The sequence below is a fragment of the Thermodesulfobacteriota bacterium genome (assembly GCA_034189135.1).
Taxonomy (GTDB): Bacteria; Desulfobacterota; Desulfobacteria; order Desulfobacterales; family JAUWMJ01; genus JAUWMJ01.
The window spans coordinates 86,774-106,006 of sequence record JAXHVO010000062.1; the positions used below are offsets into that span (position 1 = coordinate 86,774).

The 19,233-nt window shown below is 44.5% G+C and carries 17 protein-coding genes; 12 read left to right on the top strand and 5 right to left on the bottom strand.

What is annotated here, in order from left to right; translation table 11 throughout:
* Positions 1-43: 43 nt before the first annotated feature.
* The 4 genes from SWH54_08725 to SWH54_08740 all read right to left on the bottom strand — a co-directional run bounded on the left by SWH54_08725 (position 44) and on the right by SWH54_08740 (position 1,646).
* Positions 44-295 (bottom strand): DUF2007 domain-containing protein, encoded by a 252-nt coding sequence (locus tag SWH54_08725; GenBank protein ID MDY6791337.1) that lies wholly within the window; start codon positions 293-295, stop codon positions 44-46.
* Between the two features lie 133 nt (positions 296-428).
* Positions 429-779: a hypothetical protein gene (locus SWH54_08730; GenBank protein ID MDY6791338.1), complete on the bottom strand. Its 351-nt coding sequence runs from the start codon at positions 777-779 to the stop codon at positions 429-431.
* Between the two features lie 18 nt (positions 780-797).
* The gene (locus tag SWH54_08735) at positions 798-1,064 is read right to left on the bottom strand and encodes a DksA/TraR family C4-type zinc finger protein (GenBank protein MDY6791339.1); all 267 of its coding nucleotides are present in this window, start codon (positions 1,062-1,064) and stop codon (positions 798-800) included.
* Positions 1,065-1,268: 204 nt separating this feature from the next.
* Positions 1,269-1,646, bottom strand: a complete 378-nt coding sequence (locus SWH54_08740) for a cupin domain-containing protein (protein MDY6791340.1) — start codon at positions 1,644-1,646, stop codon at positions 1,269-1,271.
* A gap of 617 nt (positions 1,647-2,263) precedes the next feature.
* Between SWH54_08740 and iorA the strand changes: the two genes are divergently transcribed.
* The 12 genes from iorA to SWH54_08800 all read left to right on the top strand — a co-directional run bounded on the left by iorA (position 2,264) and on the right by SWH54_08800 (position 17,704).
* The gene (gene iorA, locus SWH54_08745) at positions 2,264-4,135 is read left to right on the top strand and encodes an indolepyruvate ferredoxin oxidoreductase subunit alpha (protein MDY6791341.1); all 1,872 of its coding nucleotides are present in this window, start codon (positions 2,264-2,266) and stop codon (positions 4,133-4,135) included.
* 35 nt (positions 4,136-4,170) lie between these two features.
* Positions 4,171-4,773: an indolepyruvate oxidoreductase subunit beta gene (locus SWH54_08750; GenBank protein ID MDY6791342.1), complete on the top strand. Its 603-nt coding sequence runs from the start codon at positions 4,171-4,173 to the stop codon at positions 4,771-4,773.
* Positions 4,764-4,934, top strand: a complete 171-nt coding sequence (locus SWH54_08755) for a hypothetical protein (GenBank protein ID MDY6791343.1) — start codon at positions 4,764-4,766, stop codon at positions 4,932-4,934. Before SWH54_08750 ends, SWH54_08755 begins: the two co-directional genes overlap by 10 nt.
* 83 nt (positions 4,935-5,017) lie before the next feature.
* Positions 5,018-5,962, top strand: coding sequence for a 2-dehydropantoate 2-reductase (locus tag SWH54_08760; protein MDY6791344.1), 945 nt, complete (start codon positions 5,018-5,020; stop codon positions 5,960-5,962).
* Between the two features lie 306 nt (positions 5,963-6,268).
* Positions 6,269-7,102: an acyl-CoA dehydratase activase gene (locus tag SWH54_08765; GenBank protein MDY6791345.1), complete on the top strand. Its 834-nt coding sequence runs from the start codon at positions 6,269-6,271 to the stop codon at positions 7,100-7,102.
* 165 nt (positions 7,103-7,267) lie between these two features.
* Entirely contained in the window at positions 7,268-8,515 is a 1,248-nt protein-coding gene (locus tag SWH54_08770) for a 2-hydroxyacyl-CoA dehydratase family protein (protein MDY6791346.1), read from the top strand.
* A gap of 1 nt (position 8,516) precedes the next feature.
* Positions 8,517-10,595 carry an acetate--CoA ligase family protein gene (locus SWH54_08775; protein ID MDY6791347.1) on the top strand — a complete coding sequence of 693 codons (2,079 nt, stop codon included), beginning with the start codon at positions 8,517-8,519 and terminating at the stop codon, positions 10,593-10,595.
* Positions 10,596-10,879: 284 nt separating this feature from the next.
* Entirely contained in the window at positions 10,880-12,421 is a 1,542-nt protein-coding gene (locus SWH54_08780) for an AMP-binding protein (protein MDY6791348.1), read from the top strand.
* Between the two features lie 212 nt (positions 12,422-12,633).
* Positions 12,634-13,824 carry a thiolase family protein gene (locus tag SWH54_08785; GenBank protein MDY6791349.1) on the top strand — a complete coding sequence of 397 codons (1,191 nt, stop codon included), beginning with the start codon at positions 12,634-12,636 and terminating at the stop codon, positions 13,822-13,824.
* Positions 13,825-13,932: 108 nt separating this feature from the next.
* Entirely contained in the window at positions 13,933-15,513 is a 1,581-nt protein-coding gene (locus tag SWH54_08790) for an AMP-binding protein (protein MDY6791350.1), read from the top strand.
* Positions 15,514-15,541: 28 nt separating this feature from the next.
* The gene (locus SWH54_08795; protein MDY6791351.1) at positions 15,542-17,134 is read left to right on the top strand and encodes a class I adenylate-forming enzyme family protein; all 1,593 of its coding nucleotides are present in this window, start codon (positions 15,542-15,544) and stop codon (positions 17,132-17,134) included.
* A 111-nt stretch (positions 17,135-17,245) separates the two neighbouring features.
* The gene (locus tag SWH54_08800) at positions 17,246-17,704 is read left to right on the top strand and encodes a hypothetical protein (GenBank protein ID MDY6791352.1); all 459 of its coding nucleotides are present in this window, start codon (positions 17,246-17,248) and stop codon (positions 17,702-17,704) included.
* Positions 17,705-17,712: 8 nt separating this feature from the next.
* Here SWH54_08800 and SWH54_08805 read toward each other — a convergent pair whose 3' ends face one another.
* Positions 17,713-18,870 (bottom strand): CsgG/HfaB family protein, encoded by a 1,158-nt coding sequence (locus SWH54_08805; protein ID MDY6791353.1) that lies wholly within the window; start codon positions 18,868-18,870, stop codon positions 17,713-17,715.
* Between the last annotated feature and the right edge of the window lie 363 nt (positions 18,871-19,233).

The following is a 19,233-nucleotide window of genomic DNA, read 5'->3' on the forward strand; positions in this document are numbered from 1 at the left end:
CATAATTGCTCGCAGTTTAACGGCTGTTGCATTTTGCGATCAATCATTTGGTTATCTTCTTTTTCCATGGGAGTTCTCCGGGAGATGCTTTTGTCCATTCTTCAATGATTCTCTGCGCTTGGGCAAAATCTGTCTCAGAAACCCGAATGACGCCCCAACCATATTGAGATTGGAACAGGCCGTCATAGGCAGTATCATGAAAGGATCTTATTTCTGCGTATATTCCATGCTCCTGTAAAACCGATTTGATTACATTTGCTTCTGCTTCGTTTTCAGGTTTCATTAAATTTATCATGGTTTGATTTTCCATGCTTTATAAAGAAAAACTCGTCCAATTTACTTACAGGGATTGAAGCCTCGTATAAAGGCTGAGGCTGCAACTTTTGTTAAAATAGAGAGTGCAGGTTGATGCAACACATTATAGCAGGCTATGCTTCGGTCTTTGGTTTGCAGGAAATTTGTACATTAAGTACCTGTGGGGTGCTTTCAAATGCCCCATAAACTGCGTTTTGAACAACCACTTCAAGCTCGGAAACTTTTTTATCACGTACTTCATCGGCAAAAAAGACTACAGTGACATGTTTGAGTACACCATTGTGCATATTCCAGCCAACCTGAGAATGCAGTCCATAGTTTTCTTTGATTGCTTCCTGAACCAAGCCCTGCTTAGCAAACATATCTTTCATGTCGCTGACGGCACCACATCCCAAAAAAAGAAGGGAGGACGAAACAACCAGAACAAAAATGAATCGCATAGTTTCTCCTTTTCCTTTAGCCATGAATTCCCCGGTATCAGCTTATCTCAACTGACTGTCTTTGCTGCCACGTCGATTGATCCCGGTGAAAGCCGTCACTTTTTTTTCCAGTGCGGACTGGCAGCGGACGCATAGGCGAACTCCAGGGATTGCTTTGCGGCGTGCTTCTGGAATAAGGCTTTCACATTTTTCACAGTGAGTTGAGCTCTCGCCATCAGGCATCCGACTCCTGGCCCGCTTTACAGCGTCTTCCACACTGGCGTCTATTTGATCCTGCACAGCCTCATCACGGGCCCAACCAACAGCCATTACTTGCTCCTACTTAAAATTATTCCGTTTATTGAAAGGTCAGATTATAGTTCAAAGTAAAATCTGAATGTTTACGAACCTGAGATGAAATGAGAATATTTCGTTGCCGTTTCATTTTCATTGCAGATACACGCAAAATATACACAGCCATGCTCTCAGAAACAAAAGAAAAACGGGCCTGGCAACCTTTAACTATCACCCTCCTTAAATTGGATTGTCCTCAATATCTTTATAAGCCTCATTGGAAAACCGAGGTGTGCAGATAGCCAGAAAGACCAAATCTTCTGAGCCTATGTTGGTGATGCGCTGACGACACATCGGCGGAATGAGCACGATGTCACCAGGTTTTACTTCCTCTGGGGATAGTTCCCCAACCTCTACACGACCCGTGCCATTGAGAATGTAGTAGCGCTCGACGGTTCCCTTAAGACGATGCCAGCGAGTTGTAGCTCCAGGCTTCACTTTTGCCCGCGCGATTGATACATCTGGGTCATCAGGCGTGTTGGATAATTCAGTAATGTAGCACCTCTCGAAGGTGTAGAACTCATGGCTAAGATTTTGGTGTTTAATGGCTTCTTTCATGTCACCCTCCTATCCGGCCCATATAGGAGTTCAGATTGTATAATTTGTTAAGCCAAGGCACAGTTCCGATTGTAGATTTATCAACGAAATTAAAAGGTATGTCCATCAAACTTAAAAATTATGGCAGAAATCAGAAAAAACGTAAAGAATATATTCATCAAAGGCGGTTTTTCTTAGCTGGATTGAAAGTATGCAAAGGATGATGCTTGAATGGAAACAATGGTAGGTGATTCCGAGACGCTTTTTAGGTTTAAGGTTTCCAAATAAATCAAGAATAGATGCACAGCGTACTTTTCATTTCAATTTGTTTGATAAAATTTTAAATCGAAAAATCCAGAATTTATTATCCTTTCTCCAAAAGCCCATTAACCGTCACTTTGAAGCGTTTAAGACCTAATGCAATTCAAATAATTTCATCTTAAAATTTCATTAAAATTTGTAAATATTTTTTCTTGACTTAACTGCTTTGTAGCTGTATTGTAGCTGCGTTGTTGAGATAGTTGCAAAATGGCCTTTTATGTATGATTTCTGTATCGGATTCAAATATAAAATACCGTTTTTCAAAGGTCTCATGAACTCTCCCATAAAACCTAAAACCACTTTTCAAGGAAAATGCCATGCATAAACTACTGACTGACAACCCCGGCGAAACGATGCTGCTTCTGGGCAATGAAGCCATTGCCAGGGGAGCCATTGAAGCGGGTGTTGCCTTTACCAGCACCTATCCAGGCACGCCATCTTCAGAAGCATCTTTAAACTTTTTTCAGATGTCCCAGGAAAGCGACCTTTATTTTGAATACAGTGTGAATGAGAAGGTTGCACTCGAGGTGGCGGCTGCTGCCGCCAACTCCGGTGTCCGTACCATGTGTATGATGAAACATGTGGGGCTGAACGTGGCTGCGGATGCTCTTATGACCCTGGCCTATGTGGGTGTCAAGGGGGGGCTGGTGATTATGACCGCCGATGATCCGTTCATGTTTTCCAGCCAGAACGAACAGGATAACCGTTATTACGGTAAACTTTCAGGACTTCCCATTGTGGAGCCTTCGTCCGTGGAAGAAGCCAAAGATATGGTTGCCTACGCCTTTGATCTCTCAGAAAAATTACAGGAACCGGTACTTTTCCGAACGACGACCCGAATCAACCATTCCACCGGAATGGTCACTTTGGGTGAGATAAAACAGCGGGTAACAAAGGGTGATTTTGCCAAAGACCCGTTTAGCTATGTGACCGTTCCTGCGGTTTCCAGAAATCTGCATGTCAAGCTGCTTAAAAACATTGAAGCCGCCCAGGAAATTTCCGAAAAATCGGATTATAATTTTACCACCGGGTCGGGATCCTGGGGCATTATATGCAACGGGGTCAGTTATAACTATGCAAAGGATGCTTTAAACGATTTAAGCATCAAAGATAAGACACGTATACTTAGAATCGGTTTCTCGCACCCCATGCCCTCGAAGCTGATAACGGATTTCTTAAAAGGATGTGAAAAGGTTCTGGTGATCGAGGAAGGCGAGCCTTATATGGAAGAGGCGATCAAGGCCATTGCTCAGGAAGCAGGACTGACTCTTAGCATAAGGGGTAAAGGAAACGACCTTTTTTCCCGGCTGTATGAATTCAATCCGGCCCAGGTTCGCCAATGCATTGCCAAATATTTTGGCCTTGAATACACTCCGGTTGCTCTTGCTGATCTTTCCGATGTCCCGGAAATACCCCAGCGACCCCCCAACCTGTGTGCCGGGTGTTCCCACCGGGCGACCTATTATGCCGTTAAAAAGGCTGCTGCAGCTGAAGGCCTGGAGACCATTTATCCCACCGATATCGGATGTTATACCCTTGGCTTGCTGCCTCCCCTTTCCATGGCGGACTTTCTCATATGCATGGGATCTTCCGTCGGCACAGCCTGCGGCTTTTCAAAAGCCACAGACAAAAAGGTGATATCTTTTATCGGTGATTCCACCTTTTTTCACTCAGGAATACCCGGCCTGGTTAATGCTGTTTTTAATAACCATAATTTCACCCTGGTTATTTTGGACAATGGGATTACAGCCATGACCGGACATCAGCCGAATCCGGGTGTGGATATGGAAAATTTCAATCTGAGCGGATATGGCAAAGTCTCCATAGAGAAAATAGTGGAAGCGGTCGGTGTTCAGCACATTGAGGTAATCCGGCCATACAGGGTTAAAAAGAGTATCGAGGCGGTGAGAAAGGCTTTAAATTTTAAGGGTGTTTCGGTCATTATTTCACAGGAGCTGTGTACCCTGTATGCCAAAAGCCTTAAGAAACTTAAAGGAAAACCATTTTATATCAGCGATAAATGTAAAAATCACAGAGACTGCATTAACGAGCTCGCCTGCCCGGCTTTTTTCCTAAAGGATGACAGACCCAATATTGACCCTGAGCTGTGCGTGGGATGTGCCCTCTGTGCACAAATTTGTCCTGAAAATGCAATACTGCCCTTAAAGAGTAAAGGCAAAGCCGCATAAACTGATATTTTACCTGTAACGATAGGATAAAAAAAATGAATACAACAAGATTAATAATAGTGGCTGTTGGCGGACAGGGAAACCTGCTGGCTTCAAGGGTTCTTGGGGAAGCGGCGCTTCTTTCCGATGTTCCGGTTCGAATGAGTGAAATACACGGTATGGCACAGCGAGGTGGAGTGGTTGAATCTGCTATCGTATTCGGTGATTCTGATAGCACGATCATTTCAGATGGCGAGGCAGACGTACTTGTCGGGTTTGAGCCCTCTGAAACCACCCGGGCGTTAAACAAATGCAATGCAAAAACGGTGGTGATTACCAACCTTTCACCGCTGCCGCCGTTTACAGTGGCAATCGGGAAAGGGACCTACCCTGATCTTAAACAAGTTCAGGATTTAATCCGGGCAAAAACAGCAAACCTGATTGCTTTCGACGCCGCCGAGCTTGCCAAAGAGGCCGGTAATGTCATGTCGGTGAATATGGTACTTCTTGGGGCCATGATCCAAACCGATATTCTTCCCCTGACCGCAGACAGCATCCAAGAGACCATAAAAACAAAGACAAAGAAAGCCTTCGTTGATATAAATCTGAAAGCGTTTGACCTTGGCTTTGCCACCGCAAAAGAAATAGGTTGCAGGTAGAAGGTAGAAGACAGGAGGGAAAAGAAAGGAAAAAGGCACAAAGGCAGAGGGTAGAAGCGTGGGGCATCTTTCGCAACTACGATTCATCTCTGATTGAACCAAATATTGTCGAAGAAGAGAAGGGCGTAAATAGTCTGATTCGAGCGTTAAGAGACGGTTGAAATGCTTCAGCCTTCAGTCTTCGACCTAAATACCTGGATACTTATCCTTTTATTCTTCATAAAAAAACAGGGGAGGGTTACCAATGAATGAAAAAGCCGTATTTAGCCCCCGGTCATTTGCAGTTATCGGGGCCGGCCCGGTGGGTTGTATTGTTGCAGCCTTTCTGGCAAAGGGGGGATTTGATGTTACCCTTTGTGATGTGATTGAAGATCTGGTCAAACCGGCCACAGATCCTGGAATTATTTTAGAAGGTGCGGAGAACTTTCAACAGCCTGTAGCTAAAACGATTACCAATATTGATGAGCTGGCAAAAAATCCTCCGGATGTTATCTTCATCACCGTTAAGGCCAATGCACTGCCGCTGATTGCCTCTGCAATCGAAGGCTTTTACAAAGAAGGCATGTATGTGGTCAGCTGGCAAAACGGTATTGATACCGAGCTTGAAATCGCCAAAACCTTGGGGAAAAAACCGTCCATGCGTGCGGTGGTGAATTACGGTTGCGGGCTTAAAGGGCCGTGTCATGTGATTATGCCGTTTCATCATACACCTCATTTTATTCAGGAACTCGACACTGAATCAAAAGAAGCAGCGATTGCCATCGCCCAATCCCTCAGCAAATGCGGCCTTACCACTGATCATACAGATCAGATTGTCTCTATGGTATGGCGCAAGAGCATCATGAATGCCAGTATGAACCCGGTATGTGCGGTAACAGGGCTTACCATGGCTCAGGCAATGGGTGATCCCATTGTTTTTCAGATTGTCGATGCCCTGGTGAAAGAATGTGCAATGGTGGCCAGGACCAATGAGATTGACCTTGGATGGGATTATTATCCAGGTGCCATTGAATACATGAAAAATGCGGGAAACCACAAGCCTTCCATGCTCATGGATATTGAGAATAATCGCCGGACTGAAATTGATTTTATTAATGGAAAATTTGTTGAATACGGAATCCGTGCAGGGGTAAACACACCTTACAACCTTACATTACAGGCTTTGGTTAAAGGCCTGGAATCTAAGTAGGACACAGATTTGCACAGATTCATACGGATCATAATGCTCTTACTTTTTCCTCATTAGTAAAAAAAATTATATACACTATTTTAGCTTTGTTAAAAAAAAACAAATTAATCAGCATCTTTACAACCGCAGAATATCGAACAAGCAATAATGAATATCGAAGTAAGGTATTCTATCGTTTTGATAGTATAAAGAAAAGAATAAAACAATTTGACACTTCATCATTCGAAATTCCTTGTTCGATATTCGATATTAATTAAAAAAATCAGCTGAATATTCAAAGAGCAAAATCATTATAACTAGTTAAATATGAAGGATAAACCAGAAACCCACAACTCACAACCCGCAACACACAACGCGAAACACGCAACTCCCATTTTCGTGGGTGTCGATGTCGGGGCATCAAGGACAAAAGTCGCGGTTCTTGATCCGGATAAAAATCTCATCGGTCATGCAATAGATAAATCCGGAACAGATTTTGCCGCAACAGCAGAAGAATGTCTATCCATATCACTTAAAATGGCAGGTGCAAAAAAGGAAGATGTGGTTAAAGCCATTTCAACCGGATATGGCAGAAAAAATGTTTCTTTTGCCCACGAAAGCAAAACCGAAATCGGCTGCCATGCAAAGGGATGCTATTTTTATTACCCTTTTTCCATTACGATTATAGATATAGGCGGCCAGGACAATAAAGTGATCAAGCTTGGCGATGACGGGCAGCGAACCGGCTTTAAGATGAATCGCAAGTGTGCTGCCGGAACAGGGGCCTTTCTTGAAGAGATGGCTCCGAGGCTTAACATTGCTTTGGAAGAAATGAACGACCTGGCTGCTCAATCGACAGATATGATTAAGCTGGGCAGCTATTGTACCGTGTTTTCAGGTACGGAAGTACTGGAAAATATAAGAAACGGTAAAAAGGTGCCGGATATTGTAAAGGGACTTTTCTTTTCGGTAATCAAAAGGATTGTGGAGATGGATTCCTTTACCAAAAAGGTGGTCATGACCGGAGGGGTGGTTGCCCATAACCCCTATCTGGTCGAAATGGCTAAAGAGCTGATCGGAAGAAATATATTGGTCCCGGAATATCCGCAGCTGACCGGTGCGGTTGGAGCGGCGCTTTACGCAATTGAAAATGCAAAATAGTTTTTTTCAAATGGGACACGGATAAACACAGATCACACCGATAAATTATTTTACTGATATGGGAAAAGCAAGAGTGTTAGCAACATACGTGAGAATTTACGTAGATCTGTGTTCTGTTATCAACGAATTGACCTAGTATACTTTTTTCAATAATGGAGGAATTTTATGACTGAAGAAAAAAAAATCGTCATCAAGCGGCTGAAAGCCGCCAGAGATTTAGGAAAATTCATGGCAGATTACTATTATGAACTTGATGAGGCTGCAAAATCGGGAAAACAAAAGGTCGCGTGGGTGACCAGCGTGGGCCCTGCAGAAATATTAAGGGGGCTCGGTTTTCTGACATACTTTCCGGAAACACATTCCGCTATGCTGGGGACCACTCGAATGGCTACAGACTTAATCCCTGTTGCCAATGCACTGGGCTATTCGCCTGAGATTTGCTCCTATCTTACCGCCGATATCGGCGCATTTGTTGAGGGCGTGACCCCTTTATCCAGGGCATTTAAGGGGATTGAAAGCGTACCGAAGCCTGACGTACTGGTTTTTAACACCAACCAATGCAGGGACGTTCAGGACTGGTTTGCCTGGTATGCGGAAAAGTTTGACGTTCCGCTAGTTGGTGTTCACACCTATCGAGGGGTTAAGGATGTGACCGACTCTCATATTACTTCCATAACCAAACAGCTGGAAAATATTGTCGAACCGCTGGAAAAAGTCGCGGGGAGAAAATTCGATATGGACGAGTTCAAAAATGCAGTCAAGCTTTCCCGTGAGTGCTCGGACCTGTGGGAAAAATGTCTGGCCGCGGCATCGGCGACACCTTCTCCTTTGACGTTTTTTGACGGCACCACCCTTATGGGGCCGGCGGTGGTGGGAAGAGGAACCCCGCAGGCTATTGATGCATATAACCTGCTTTTAGAAGAGCTTGACGAAAGAGTGGCAAGCGGCGAGGGTGCCCTGGAAGACGAACGTTATAGAATTTACTGGGACGGCATGCCGGTCTGGGGCAGGTTGAGCATGCATTCCAAGCTGTTTGCCGGTCTGAATGCCAATGTGATTGCATCTACCTATTGCAGCAGCTGGATATTTTCCGCTTTAGACCCGGAGAACCCTTTTGAAAGCATGGCACGGGCATATACGGAGCTTTTTATCGTACGTTCCGATGAATATAAGGAAAAGTATATCAAAGAGAAACTTGACTTCTTTAAAATCGACGGGGTGGTCTATCACGATGCCAGGACATGTCCCAACAACACAAACTGCCAGTACGGAATGCCCGAACGCCTGGAAAAGGAAACAGGCATACCCAGTTTAACCATTGACGGTGACCTAAACGACCTAAGGTGTCTTTCCGATGAACAGACCAAAACCAATGTCGAAGCCTTTATTGAACAGTTAGAGGAGAGAAAATAAAATGTTAGACTCTTTATTCAGACCCAAATCGGTTGCAATTATCGGAGCATCCACAAAAGAATTATCCATAGGAAACAGGGTGATTAAAAACCTGATCGATTTTGAGTTTAAGGGACCGGTTTATCCGATCAACCCCAAGGCAGACGAAGTCCGAGGGATTAAGGCCTACAAGTCGATCATGGACTGTCCGGACGGTATTGATGTGGTCCATATGGTGATTCCGGCAAAATTTGTACCCCAGGCAGTAGAGGATTGCGGGAAAAAAGGGGTCAAAAATATCATTATCAATTCCGGTGGATTTTCTGAAATCGGTCCTGAGGGTGAAGCCATTGAAAAAGATTTTTTGTCAAAAGCAAAAAAATACGGCATCCGGATGTTCGGCCCCAACTGCCAGGGAATTATTAACTCCGATCCGGATATCAGGGCATACTGCAACTTCACATTTACCAAGCCTGACGTCGGGTTTATATCCATCGTTGCATTAAGCGGCGGTGTGGCTGAAGTCATCCACCAGGGCTTTTCCGAAATGGGAATCGGAACACGGATTTATGCTTCCAATGGAAACGCCTGTGATGTTACCATTCCGGAAATCATACGGTACTTGGGTGAAGATGAAGGCACCCGGGTCATCGTCACCTATGTGGAAGGACTCAGAGACCCTGAAACATTCATGAAAGTGGCCAAAGAAGTGGCAGCCAAAAAACCGGTTCTTGCCATGAAAGCCGGCCGTACCAAGGAAGGCGCCAAAGCGGCCGCCTCCCATACCGGCGGACTGGCCAAAGAAGATATTGCCACAGACCTAATCTTTAAGAAGGCAGGCATTCTGACTTTCCGGGACGAGGGAGAACTCATCCAGGCGGCGGCGGCTTTTGCCACCCAACCGATTCCAAAAGGAAAACGCGTGGGTATTATAACCAATACCGGCGGCCCGGCTGTCATTGCCACCGATATTCTCGTTGCCGACGAATTGGAGCTGCCGCCGCTTTCGGAAAAAACGAAAGACCTTTTAAAGGAAAAATTATATCCCGAAGCAACGGTTAGCAATCCTGTTGATGTCCTGGCAACCGGCAATGCAGGGCATTACCGGGCATGCCTGGATGCCATGATGGATGATGATAACTTTGACTGCGTGTTTGTCAACTTTGTCACCCCTTTCTTTGTAGATACGGACAGCATTGCCAAAGAAATTGTTGAGGTTAACAAACAGCAGCGAAAGCCTATGGTTTGTAATCTGATGACCGACAAACGCCAGTGGACGGAAACGGTTAAAATACTGCAGGAAGGCGGCGTCCCGTGTTTCAGCCTTCCCGGCGTTGCCGCACGGGCTTTAACTGCTCTTGTCAGATACAATAAAATTAGAAGCCGGGAGATAACAGAAGTCACCGCATTCGCAGATGTTGATAAAGCAAGGGGCAAAGCCATTATTGACAAAGCAAAACAGGCCGGGAAAAATAGCCTTTCGGCAACCGAGGTTTACGATATCCTTTCAGCGTATAAAATTCCAGTGGCAAACTGGCGAATCGCCAGCAATGCCGAAGAGGCTGAGAAAAAAGCTTTGGAAATCGGTTTTCCTGTTGTGGTTAAAGCCGACTCCCAGACCGTGCTTCATAAGAGCGATATGGGCGGTGTAGCGGTTAATTTAAAAGACGGCGATACGGTTAAATCTGTGGTCAGGGAAATGGAAAAGAAACTATCGGCAGATGATCTTAAGTTCTTTATCCAAAAATATATGCCGGATGGACTGGAAGTCATTTTGGGTGCAAAAGCCGAAGAAGGGCTGGGTCACCTGATTATGTTCGGAATGGGTGGTATTTATGTTGAAGTTTTCAAGGATGTCGTATTTGACATCACACCGGTTTCGCAAAGTGAAGCGCGTGACATGATATCTTCCATCAAGATGGCGCCTCTCCTTAAAGGGGTAAGGGGCCAAAAAGGTGTGGACCAAAAGGCCCTGATTGAAATAATTCAGCGCCTGTCCCAGTTGGTCACCGATCTGAATGACATTGAAGAAATGGATTTAAATCCGGTTATTGCATATGAAGATGGCGTGTTTGTGGTTGATGCGAGAATCAGTATTTAAAAAAGTTAACACGTTCACCTTTTAAGCAGATTAAATTTTTCCAAGTTTTTTTAAAACGCAGAATATCGAATAAGGAATAATGAATATCGAAATCGGATATTCTGTCTTTTTCATATTACCAATAAAAAGACTCGTCCGCCGATATTGTGCCGGAATAAATCGATTCTACACTTCATGTTTAAAAATTCCTTGTTCGATATTTGATATTCAACTAAAGGTTATTTGAAGCGGCTTTTTTAACATCACCCGAAACCTGAAACCCGCAACACGAAAGGAGTACATATATGGCCTGCTGGATGAATCTGGGTCAGAACTTTAAAGTCAACGCCAAGAAATTTCCCCATACCGTCGCACTGAAAGACAGTAAAAGAAGCTACACCTATCCTCAAGCGAATATTCGCGTGAACAAGCTGGCTCACAGTCTTATTTCTTTCGGCTTGCAAAAAGGTGATAAGGTTGCTGTGCTGATGGAAAACAGCATCGAAATTATCGAAATTTTTCTTGCTACTGCAAAAACCGGGCTTGTCATCGTACCCATCAATTTTCGCCTGGTCAGCTCGGATGTTGAGTATATCGTAAACAACTCGGATGCCAAAGCGTTTGTGGTGCATGACCAGTTCGTAGGGACTGTTGATCCCATAAAAACAAAATTAAAGAATATTAAACCGGAAAATTATGTCGTTGTGGGTGAAGGAAAAGACGGATACCTAGAATATGAGACATTCATTGGCAATTCCTCAGACAGTGAACCGGATGTTGTGGTAAACGCAGAAGACGCCTGGATTTTGATATATACATCGGGAACCACCGGTAAGCCGAAAGGGGTGGTACGTTCTCATGAGTCGCACATTTCATTTTATCTTATCAATGCGGTTGATTTCGGATTCAACGAGCATGATATATGCATGAATGTGATGCCCCTTTGTCATATCAACTCTACCTTTTTTACCTTTACGTTTACCTATATCGGTGCAACGGTCTATGTGCATCCGGCCCAATCCTTCCGGCCTGAAGAAATTCTTGAGATTGTAGAAAAAGAAAAAATTACCTTTATTTCCCTCATCCCGACCCATTACAACATTATTCTCAATGTCTCCGAAGAGGGGCGACAACGTGACGTCAGCTCTATCAAAAAGCTTCTCTGCTCATCTGCTCCGGTGAGAAAAGATATGAAACTGGCCATCATGGATTTTTTTCCCGGCGTCGAGCTCTACGAGGGATATGGCTCTACAGAAGCAGGCATTGTGACGGTGTTAAAACCTGAATACCAGATGAAAAAACTGGGCTCCATCGGTTTTGAAAATTTGGGTACGGATTTTGTTAAACTTTTTGATATACATGGCAATGAAGTGGGCACAGGTGAAGTGGGAGAACTATATTCACGGGGACCCATGCTGTTTGACGAGTACTACAAGCTTCCGGAAAAAACCGCCAGCTCCTTTCGCGGAGAGTGGTTTTCTGCAGGGGATATGGCCAGACGTGATGAAGACGGTTTCTATCAGATTGTGGACAGAAAAGACAATATGATCATCACCGGCGGTGAACACGTTTATCCGAGCGAAGTGGAAGAGGTGATCGGCAGTCATCCGGATGTGTTTGATGTTGCTGTCATTAGCCTGCCGGACGAAAAATGGGGAGAAAAAGTCGTTGCGGTGGTGATACCCAATGGCGAACTTGATGAAAAAACGATCATGGACCATTGCAGAGAGAAGCTGGCCGGATACAAACGACCCAAAAAAGTGATATTCATCAAGCAGGACGAAATGCCCAGAACACCGACCGGTAAAATAGTTCACCGTGTATTAAGGGAAAATTTCGGAGAATAAAATCGACGGTTTGGTAAATTCCGCCTGGCGCGACGGTGTGGTGCCGCACTTTGTAATCATTCAACGCACCATGGGTAGTATAATAATAAAAATTATACACCTTTCTATCCCGTTTCTTTTTAGCGGGGAAATTTGGACTTTTTACCAAACCGTCTAAATCGAAAACATTATATATTAACCTAAAATACTTAAACTTAATGGAGATTAATCTTATGTTAACAAAAGCTTTTATTCCGTACAAGGGCTATTACAGCACTCCCTTTGCCCGGTGGCAGGGAAGTCTGGCCAATGCCAATGCAATTGAACTGGGTGCCAATACCGCTAAAAGATGGTTTGCCGAAAAAAACTGGGATGCAAAAATGTTTGACTTTCTCTACCTGGGAATTACCATCGGGCAGCCGTATGTGTTTTACGGCAGCACCTGGGCCGCTCATATGATGGGTGCCGGCCATATACCGGGGGTGACCCTGATGCAGGCATGCAGTACTTCTACTACCTGTATCTATCAGGCCGCTGTTGGGGTAGAAACCGGTCTTTACCAAACCCCGTATTGCCTTATGGTGGACAGGTGCTCCAACGGTCCCCATACGATCTGGCCCAATCCCATGGGGCCGGGAGCACAGGTTATATCGGAAAATTGGCTGATGGATCATTTTGGTAAAGATCCCTCAGTGGGCGGAGCCATGATCCAGACAGCGGAGAATGTTTCCAAGGAAGCCGGCATCACCAGAGAGGAATGCGATGCTGTTGCATTAAGGCGTTATGAGCAATATACCGATGCGCTGGCTGACAACCGCGCTTTTCAAAAGCGTTACATGTTTCCGGCGGAAATAAACGTTTCCAGAAAAAAGACCATCCTGGTGGAAGAAGATGAAGGGGTGACCCAAAGTACTAAAGAAGGGCTTGCCAAGCTGAGACCCGTTCTTCCAGACGGTGTCCATACTTTTGGTGCACAGACCCATCCTGCTGATGGAAACTGTGGGGTTATGGTCACCACCCGTGAAAAGGCCAAAGAACTGAGCGATGATTCCGGCATTGAGATCCAGGTGATCTCTTACGGTTTTGCCAGGGCAAAAAAAGGATTTATGGCTGCTGCCGTTGTTCCGGCAGCAAGAATGGCCCTTGAAAATGCCGGTATCGGCATCAATGACGTTAAGGCCATCAAAACCCATAACCCGTTTTCCGCCAATGATATCTATCTTGCCAACGAGTTTAATATAGATGTGAATGGATTTAACAACTACGGATCTTCACTGGTATACGGGCACCCCCAGGGACCCACAGCCGGACGATGCATTATCGAAGGTATTGAAGAGGTGGCCATGGAAGGTGGTGGTTACCTGCTCTTTGGCGGCTGTGCGGCAGGTGACACCGCCGGTTCTATTGTATTAAAAGTTGGGTAAATATTTTTTTGCCAAAGAACACTGAATATCACCGAAGATTCGCCCGAAACAGATGTTGAAATAATCAAGTAAACACTTTTTATTAATGAATAAGGGAGGAAAATTGCAATGAATTACGCCAGATACGCAACACTCCATGCTCGCCATTTGCCTGATAAAACATGTTTGATCGAAAGGACCCCTTCAAAGAACCAGAGAAGGACGTTAACATGGCGGCAGTTTAACGATGAAATCAATAAAACGGCCAATTACCTTTCAAAAGAGCTGGGAGTTAAAGACGGCGACTTTGTCATGCATCTTCAGAACAACTCCCTTGAGTGGCTGATCACCTATTACGGAATTATCAAGATCGGTGCTGTGGTGGTGCCGCTGAATTTCAGATTCCTTGGCCCTGATATTCTTTATGCGGCTAAAATTTGCAGTCCGAAAGTCTTTATTATAGGTTCGGAATTTCTTCCCGTGGTTCAACCTACCCAAAAAGACCTGGCCACCGTTGAAAAGTATATCTGTGTGGGTGAACAGGTTCCTGATGATATGATCGATTATAAAACCATAGCGGCATCTGATGATGTTTCCGAAGCTATGGTGGATGTGGACGATCAGCATGACCTGGCCATGATGTTTACTTCCGGTACCACCGGTGATCCCAAGCCGGTGATGCATACCCATTATTCTCTTAACAATACGGCTATCGGAAATGGAATGAGTTATTTTGTGGAAAAAAATGATAATTATGTCTTTTTCCTCCCGTTATATCACAGTGGAACCATGTTTCTGTGGGCTCCCTTTTATGCCACAGGCGCTGTGGGCACCATTCTAAGAGAGTTTACTGATCCAAAATGGATCATTGAGGCCATGAGTGAAGAGAAAGCTACGGATGTTCTCTTCGTGGTACCGATCGGCATCGCCATTCTTAACGCTATTGAAAACGGTGATATAAAACTTTCCGATTATGATCTTTCAAGATGGAAGTATATGGATATAGGGGCACAACCGGTACCTTTCGATGTGATGCAGCGACTGGTAAAGGCCCTTCCCTGTGGTGTTTCCAATATTTATGGAATTACCGAAGGGGGCGGGGGCGGACTTTTTAATCTTTACCCTGACGAAGTGTTGCAAAAACCGGGATCCATCGGGAAACCTACTTTTGGGATAGAAGCTAAAATTGTAGATGTTGAAGGAAATGAACTTCCTCCTGGAGAAGTGGGTGAGCTTTTATTTAAAACCAACCGCATGATGAAAGGGTATTATAACAATCCGGAGATGACTGCTGAAACATTAAAAGACGGCTGGCTTTACACCGGTGATCTGCTTAAGACCGATGAAGAAGGATACTTTTATATTGTTGACCGTATGAAGGATATGGTGACCTCCGGGGGAGAAAATATTTTTCCGGTAGAAATTGAAGACGCTTTGATGGATCATCCCAAAATTGATGATGTGGCCTGCATCGGATACCCTGACGAACGCCTGGTGGAAGTGGTTCTGGCCATTGTGCAGCTTAAAGAGGGAGAATCAATGACGGAAGAAGAGGTGATTGATTTTGCAAAAACGAAGTTGGCCATGTACAAGGTTCCCCGTAAGGTTCTTTTCGATCCGGTTATGAGAAATCCGACAGGAAAACTTATGAAACCACAGATGAGAGTAAAATATACCGGGCGCAAGGAAGCATTTCAAAAACTCGATTAGATGAGTTAAGCATTGAAGGGAGCAAGTCATGCTGATCACTGAAATATTAGCCAGAAATGCCAGGGTTTACCCAAAGGAAGTGGCCCTTATTGAAAGAGATCCTGGCAAAAAAACCCGCAAAGAGATTACCTGGGAGGAATTTAACACGGAAGCCAACCGAGTTGCCAATGCCCTGATTGCAAAGGGAATAAAAAAAGGAGATAAGGTGGTTCATTTGATGATGAACTGCATTGAATGGCTCCCTGCTTATTTCGGTATTTTGCGAACAGGGGCATGGGTGGTGCCGCTTAACTTCAGGTTTGCCGCAGATGATATCAGACACTGCACCGAAATTTCAGCAGCAAAGGCTTTTCTGTTTGGCGAGGAATTTATTGACAGAGTCAATAGCATAAAAACAACTATTGATAAAACTGTTTCAAACTATATATTTGTCGGCCCCGAGGAGCTGATGCCCGATTATGCCCAGTCGTATGCTGATTTTTTGTCATCCGGCCAGGAAACAGAACCTAAAACCGAAGTTGACATAGGTGACAGTGCCGCACTGTACTTTACCTCCGGAACGACCGGTAAGCCAAAGGCTGTTCATTTGACACAGCGTAACCTTGAATTTTCCTGCTTTTTGGAAAACCGACATCACAACCAGACCCATGAAGACAACTTTCTGTGTATTCCGCCCCTGTACCACACCGGTGCTAAAATGCACTGGTTTGGCAATTTTATTGTAGGGGCGAAAGCGGTTATATTAAAAGGGATACAGCCAAAAGATATTCTTGCTGCAGTTTCGGAAGAAAAATGCACGGTTGTTTGGCTTCTGGTCCCCTGGGCCCATGATATTCTGATTGCCATTGAAAATAACGAGATAAGCTTAGATGACTACGAACTATCCCAGTGGCGGTTAATGCACATTGGTGCCCAGCCTGTCCCGCCATCTTTAATTAGAAACTGGAAAAAGGTTTTTCCCCACCATGAGTATGACACCAATTACGGTTTAACCGAAACCACCGGCCCGGGTTGTGTCCATCTTGGAATAGAAAATGTGAACAAGGTGGGAGCAATCGGCGTTCCCGGATTTGACTGGGAGTGTATGATTTTCGACTGGGAAAGTTTGACCATGAGCAACGAAATGAAACCGGTCGCCCCGGGTGAAAGCGGTGAACTTGCCGTCAGGGGCCCTGGGGTGATGAAGGAATATTATAAAAACCCCGAAGCAACTGCTGCAACCATTGTCGATGGATGGCTGCTGACTGGAGATATTGCCCGCTATGATGAGGACGGATTTATCTGGCTGGTGGATCGTGCCAAAGACATTATTATTACCGGTGGTGAAAACATATTTCCGGTGGAAATAGAAAGCTTCATTATGGATAATCACAAAGTGCAGGATGTGGGGGTGATTGGATATCCGGATGAGCGCTTGGGTGAAATTGTAACTGCCATAGTAAAGGTAAAGCCTTCCCAGGAGATGACCGAAGAAGAACTCATGAAATATTGCGAAGGGCTTCCCAGATACAAACGTCCAAGAAAAATCATTTTTGCAGATGTTCCGAGAAATCCGACCGGCAAAATAGAAAAGCCGAAGTTAAGAAAAATGTATACCGGCCGTTCAGAAAAATTGGCCTAGGTTAAAAACAAGATGGTGATGCGGGATAGAGCGACACTCTAAAAGGTAAATTTATTTTTTGAACGAATCCCACCATCTGGCGCTAAAAGTCTTTTTACGAGATCATCAAAATTGGCCGAAGACAAATATAGTTATACGGTAAGATGTCGTACCTGCCGTACCATGTTCCAGGTACAGCTGTTTGAAAGCCACCAGAAAAATCTGTTTTTGGTAGATAAAAAGGACTGGTACTGTGATAAGTGTAAAAAAGAATACTTGAGTGAGCAGTCCAAAAAACTTGCCAAGGCACATCAGGCAATCGGATTTCCTGAACTTAAAGGATCCTGGAAAATGGTTTCATGGGCGGAAAAAATCAGGGCGGAGTTAATCGGCAAGGTCGATTATTTGAGAAAAAGCCTCAAGTTTGAAAATGATGATGAAAAAAAGCAGTCAGGCAAAGCGTTTGATATCTTTTTCCAGGAGTGGCAGCAAAAAACAGAGGCCAAATGGTGGATAGATCACCGGAAAATGACTGTGAGAAATATTTCTCAAAGGGTAGCGGAACTATCTGAATCAATCAAAAATAGGTGATTCGTCCTTTATTGTGTTTGAACCAATTTGCTGGCAAGTTTTTCCATGTGGTCAAGCAAAACTTCTTCCTTACCATTTTTACATCTTAAAGAGGATATGGCCATGGTGCTGTGTGTCTCGGTATTGATCCGCTTGGCCTGAAGGAGCGAACTTTTTCCTATTGATCTAAGACTCCCTACAATGATCTGTTTCGCTGCCAATGCCTTTCCCGCCTGGACTGCCTGTTTTTCATCTATAAGCCCTGTTTGTCCAAGGGTGACCTCTTGCACCACCTGATTCATATTTTCACGGTTGACCAGAATGAAGTTACCCAAACGGAACAGTTCTTCTCTCAAGGCTTCAGAAAGAATAAGGGCCACTATCTTCAGATGTTTTGCAGCATCAAGATCGTAAACAGCAAGCTGGGCTCGGCCTTTGGCCGCAGACTTTTCCTCGAGGGTCTTGGCGATATCCACCTGTCGGCCCAGGGATGCAAGCGTTCGAGGTTTCTTTGAAGGTACAGGTGGTTTTTCAACCCGTTGAATTGAAGCGGGTACTTTTTTGAGCGGTGGGGATTTATGCTCTAAATGCGGATCTTTCTTGCGGTTGCCGATACGGAGCGCAGTGACCATCAAATCCTTTTTTGCATCGCGGAATATTTCACGATAAGATGCTTTGATAACAGGACTGTATGCTCCCCGGGTGCCGACCTTTACATGAGAGAATACCGCAAATTGCTTACCTGTTTCAATATTGATCAATACCACACGCCAGTAAGGGGATGGCTCCCAACCGCGCTCAGCGATCATGGCATATTCGGCATACACTGACCGACCAACCTCTTTCGCCAGAGACCAGTCATTTCTTTCCCATCGCCAAACTGTTGAGATTTGTCTTCCTAAAACCGAGCGGACATCTTTTTTGGGGACCACCTCGTACATTCCCTGATCTGAAAGGGTTTTTCGTAGTGCTTGATACATTTTTTTTTCGAACTTTTTGTAAGGCGTGCGCCATCCACGTTTTGGCGCAGTACTTGAAGTGGGTTGGATAAAAATCCTGAGCTTGGCGCCCGGCGGTGGAGGGGGAATGGTGTTAAGCTGAACTTCAGCGCAGTGGGTGACCAGAAAAAATGTGGGTAAAGCTAATAGTATCCATAATTTCTTAACTTTGGTGTTCCACCTTTTCATAGTGCATCCTCCAATGACAGAAGATTATTTATAAAGTTTCGAGTTGGAAGTTAACAGATTGTTCGACAGTGGTTGCTGGATTCACACTCCGGTTTTTTGACATACCCTATCTTTGCCCAGCATCTTTAACTCATATTTCAAATAATAACACAAAAAACTTCGGGTATCAACAGGTTAAGCGTTTCACTGTTGAGCAATCGCATTGATGAAATAAAGAGATAGTAATTTTAATTTTACTTAAGCATGAGGATTATCATTCTTAATGGAAGTGGACAAATTATTTAATATAGATTATATAAAGGGATAGTTTTAAAATGCATTTCGATAAATCGTGGTTTAACATCAAATAGATCTCGCCTTTGG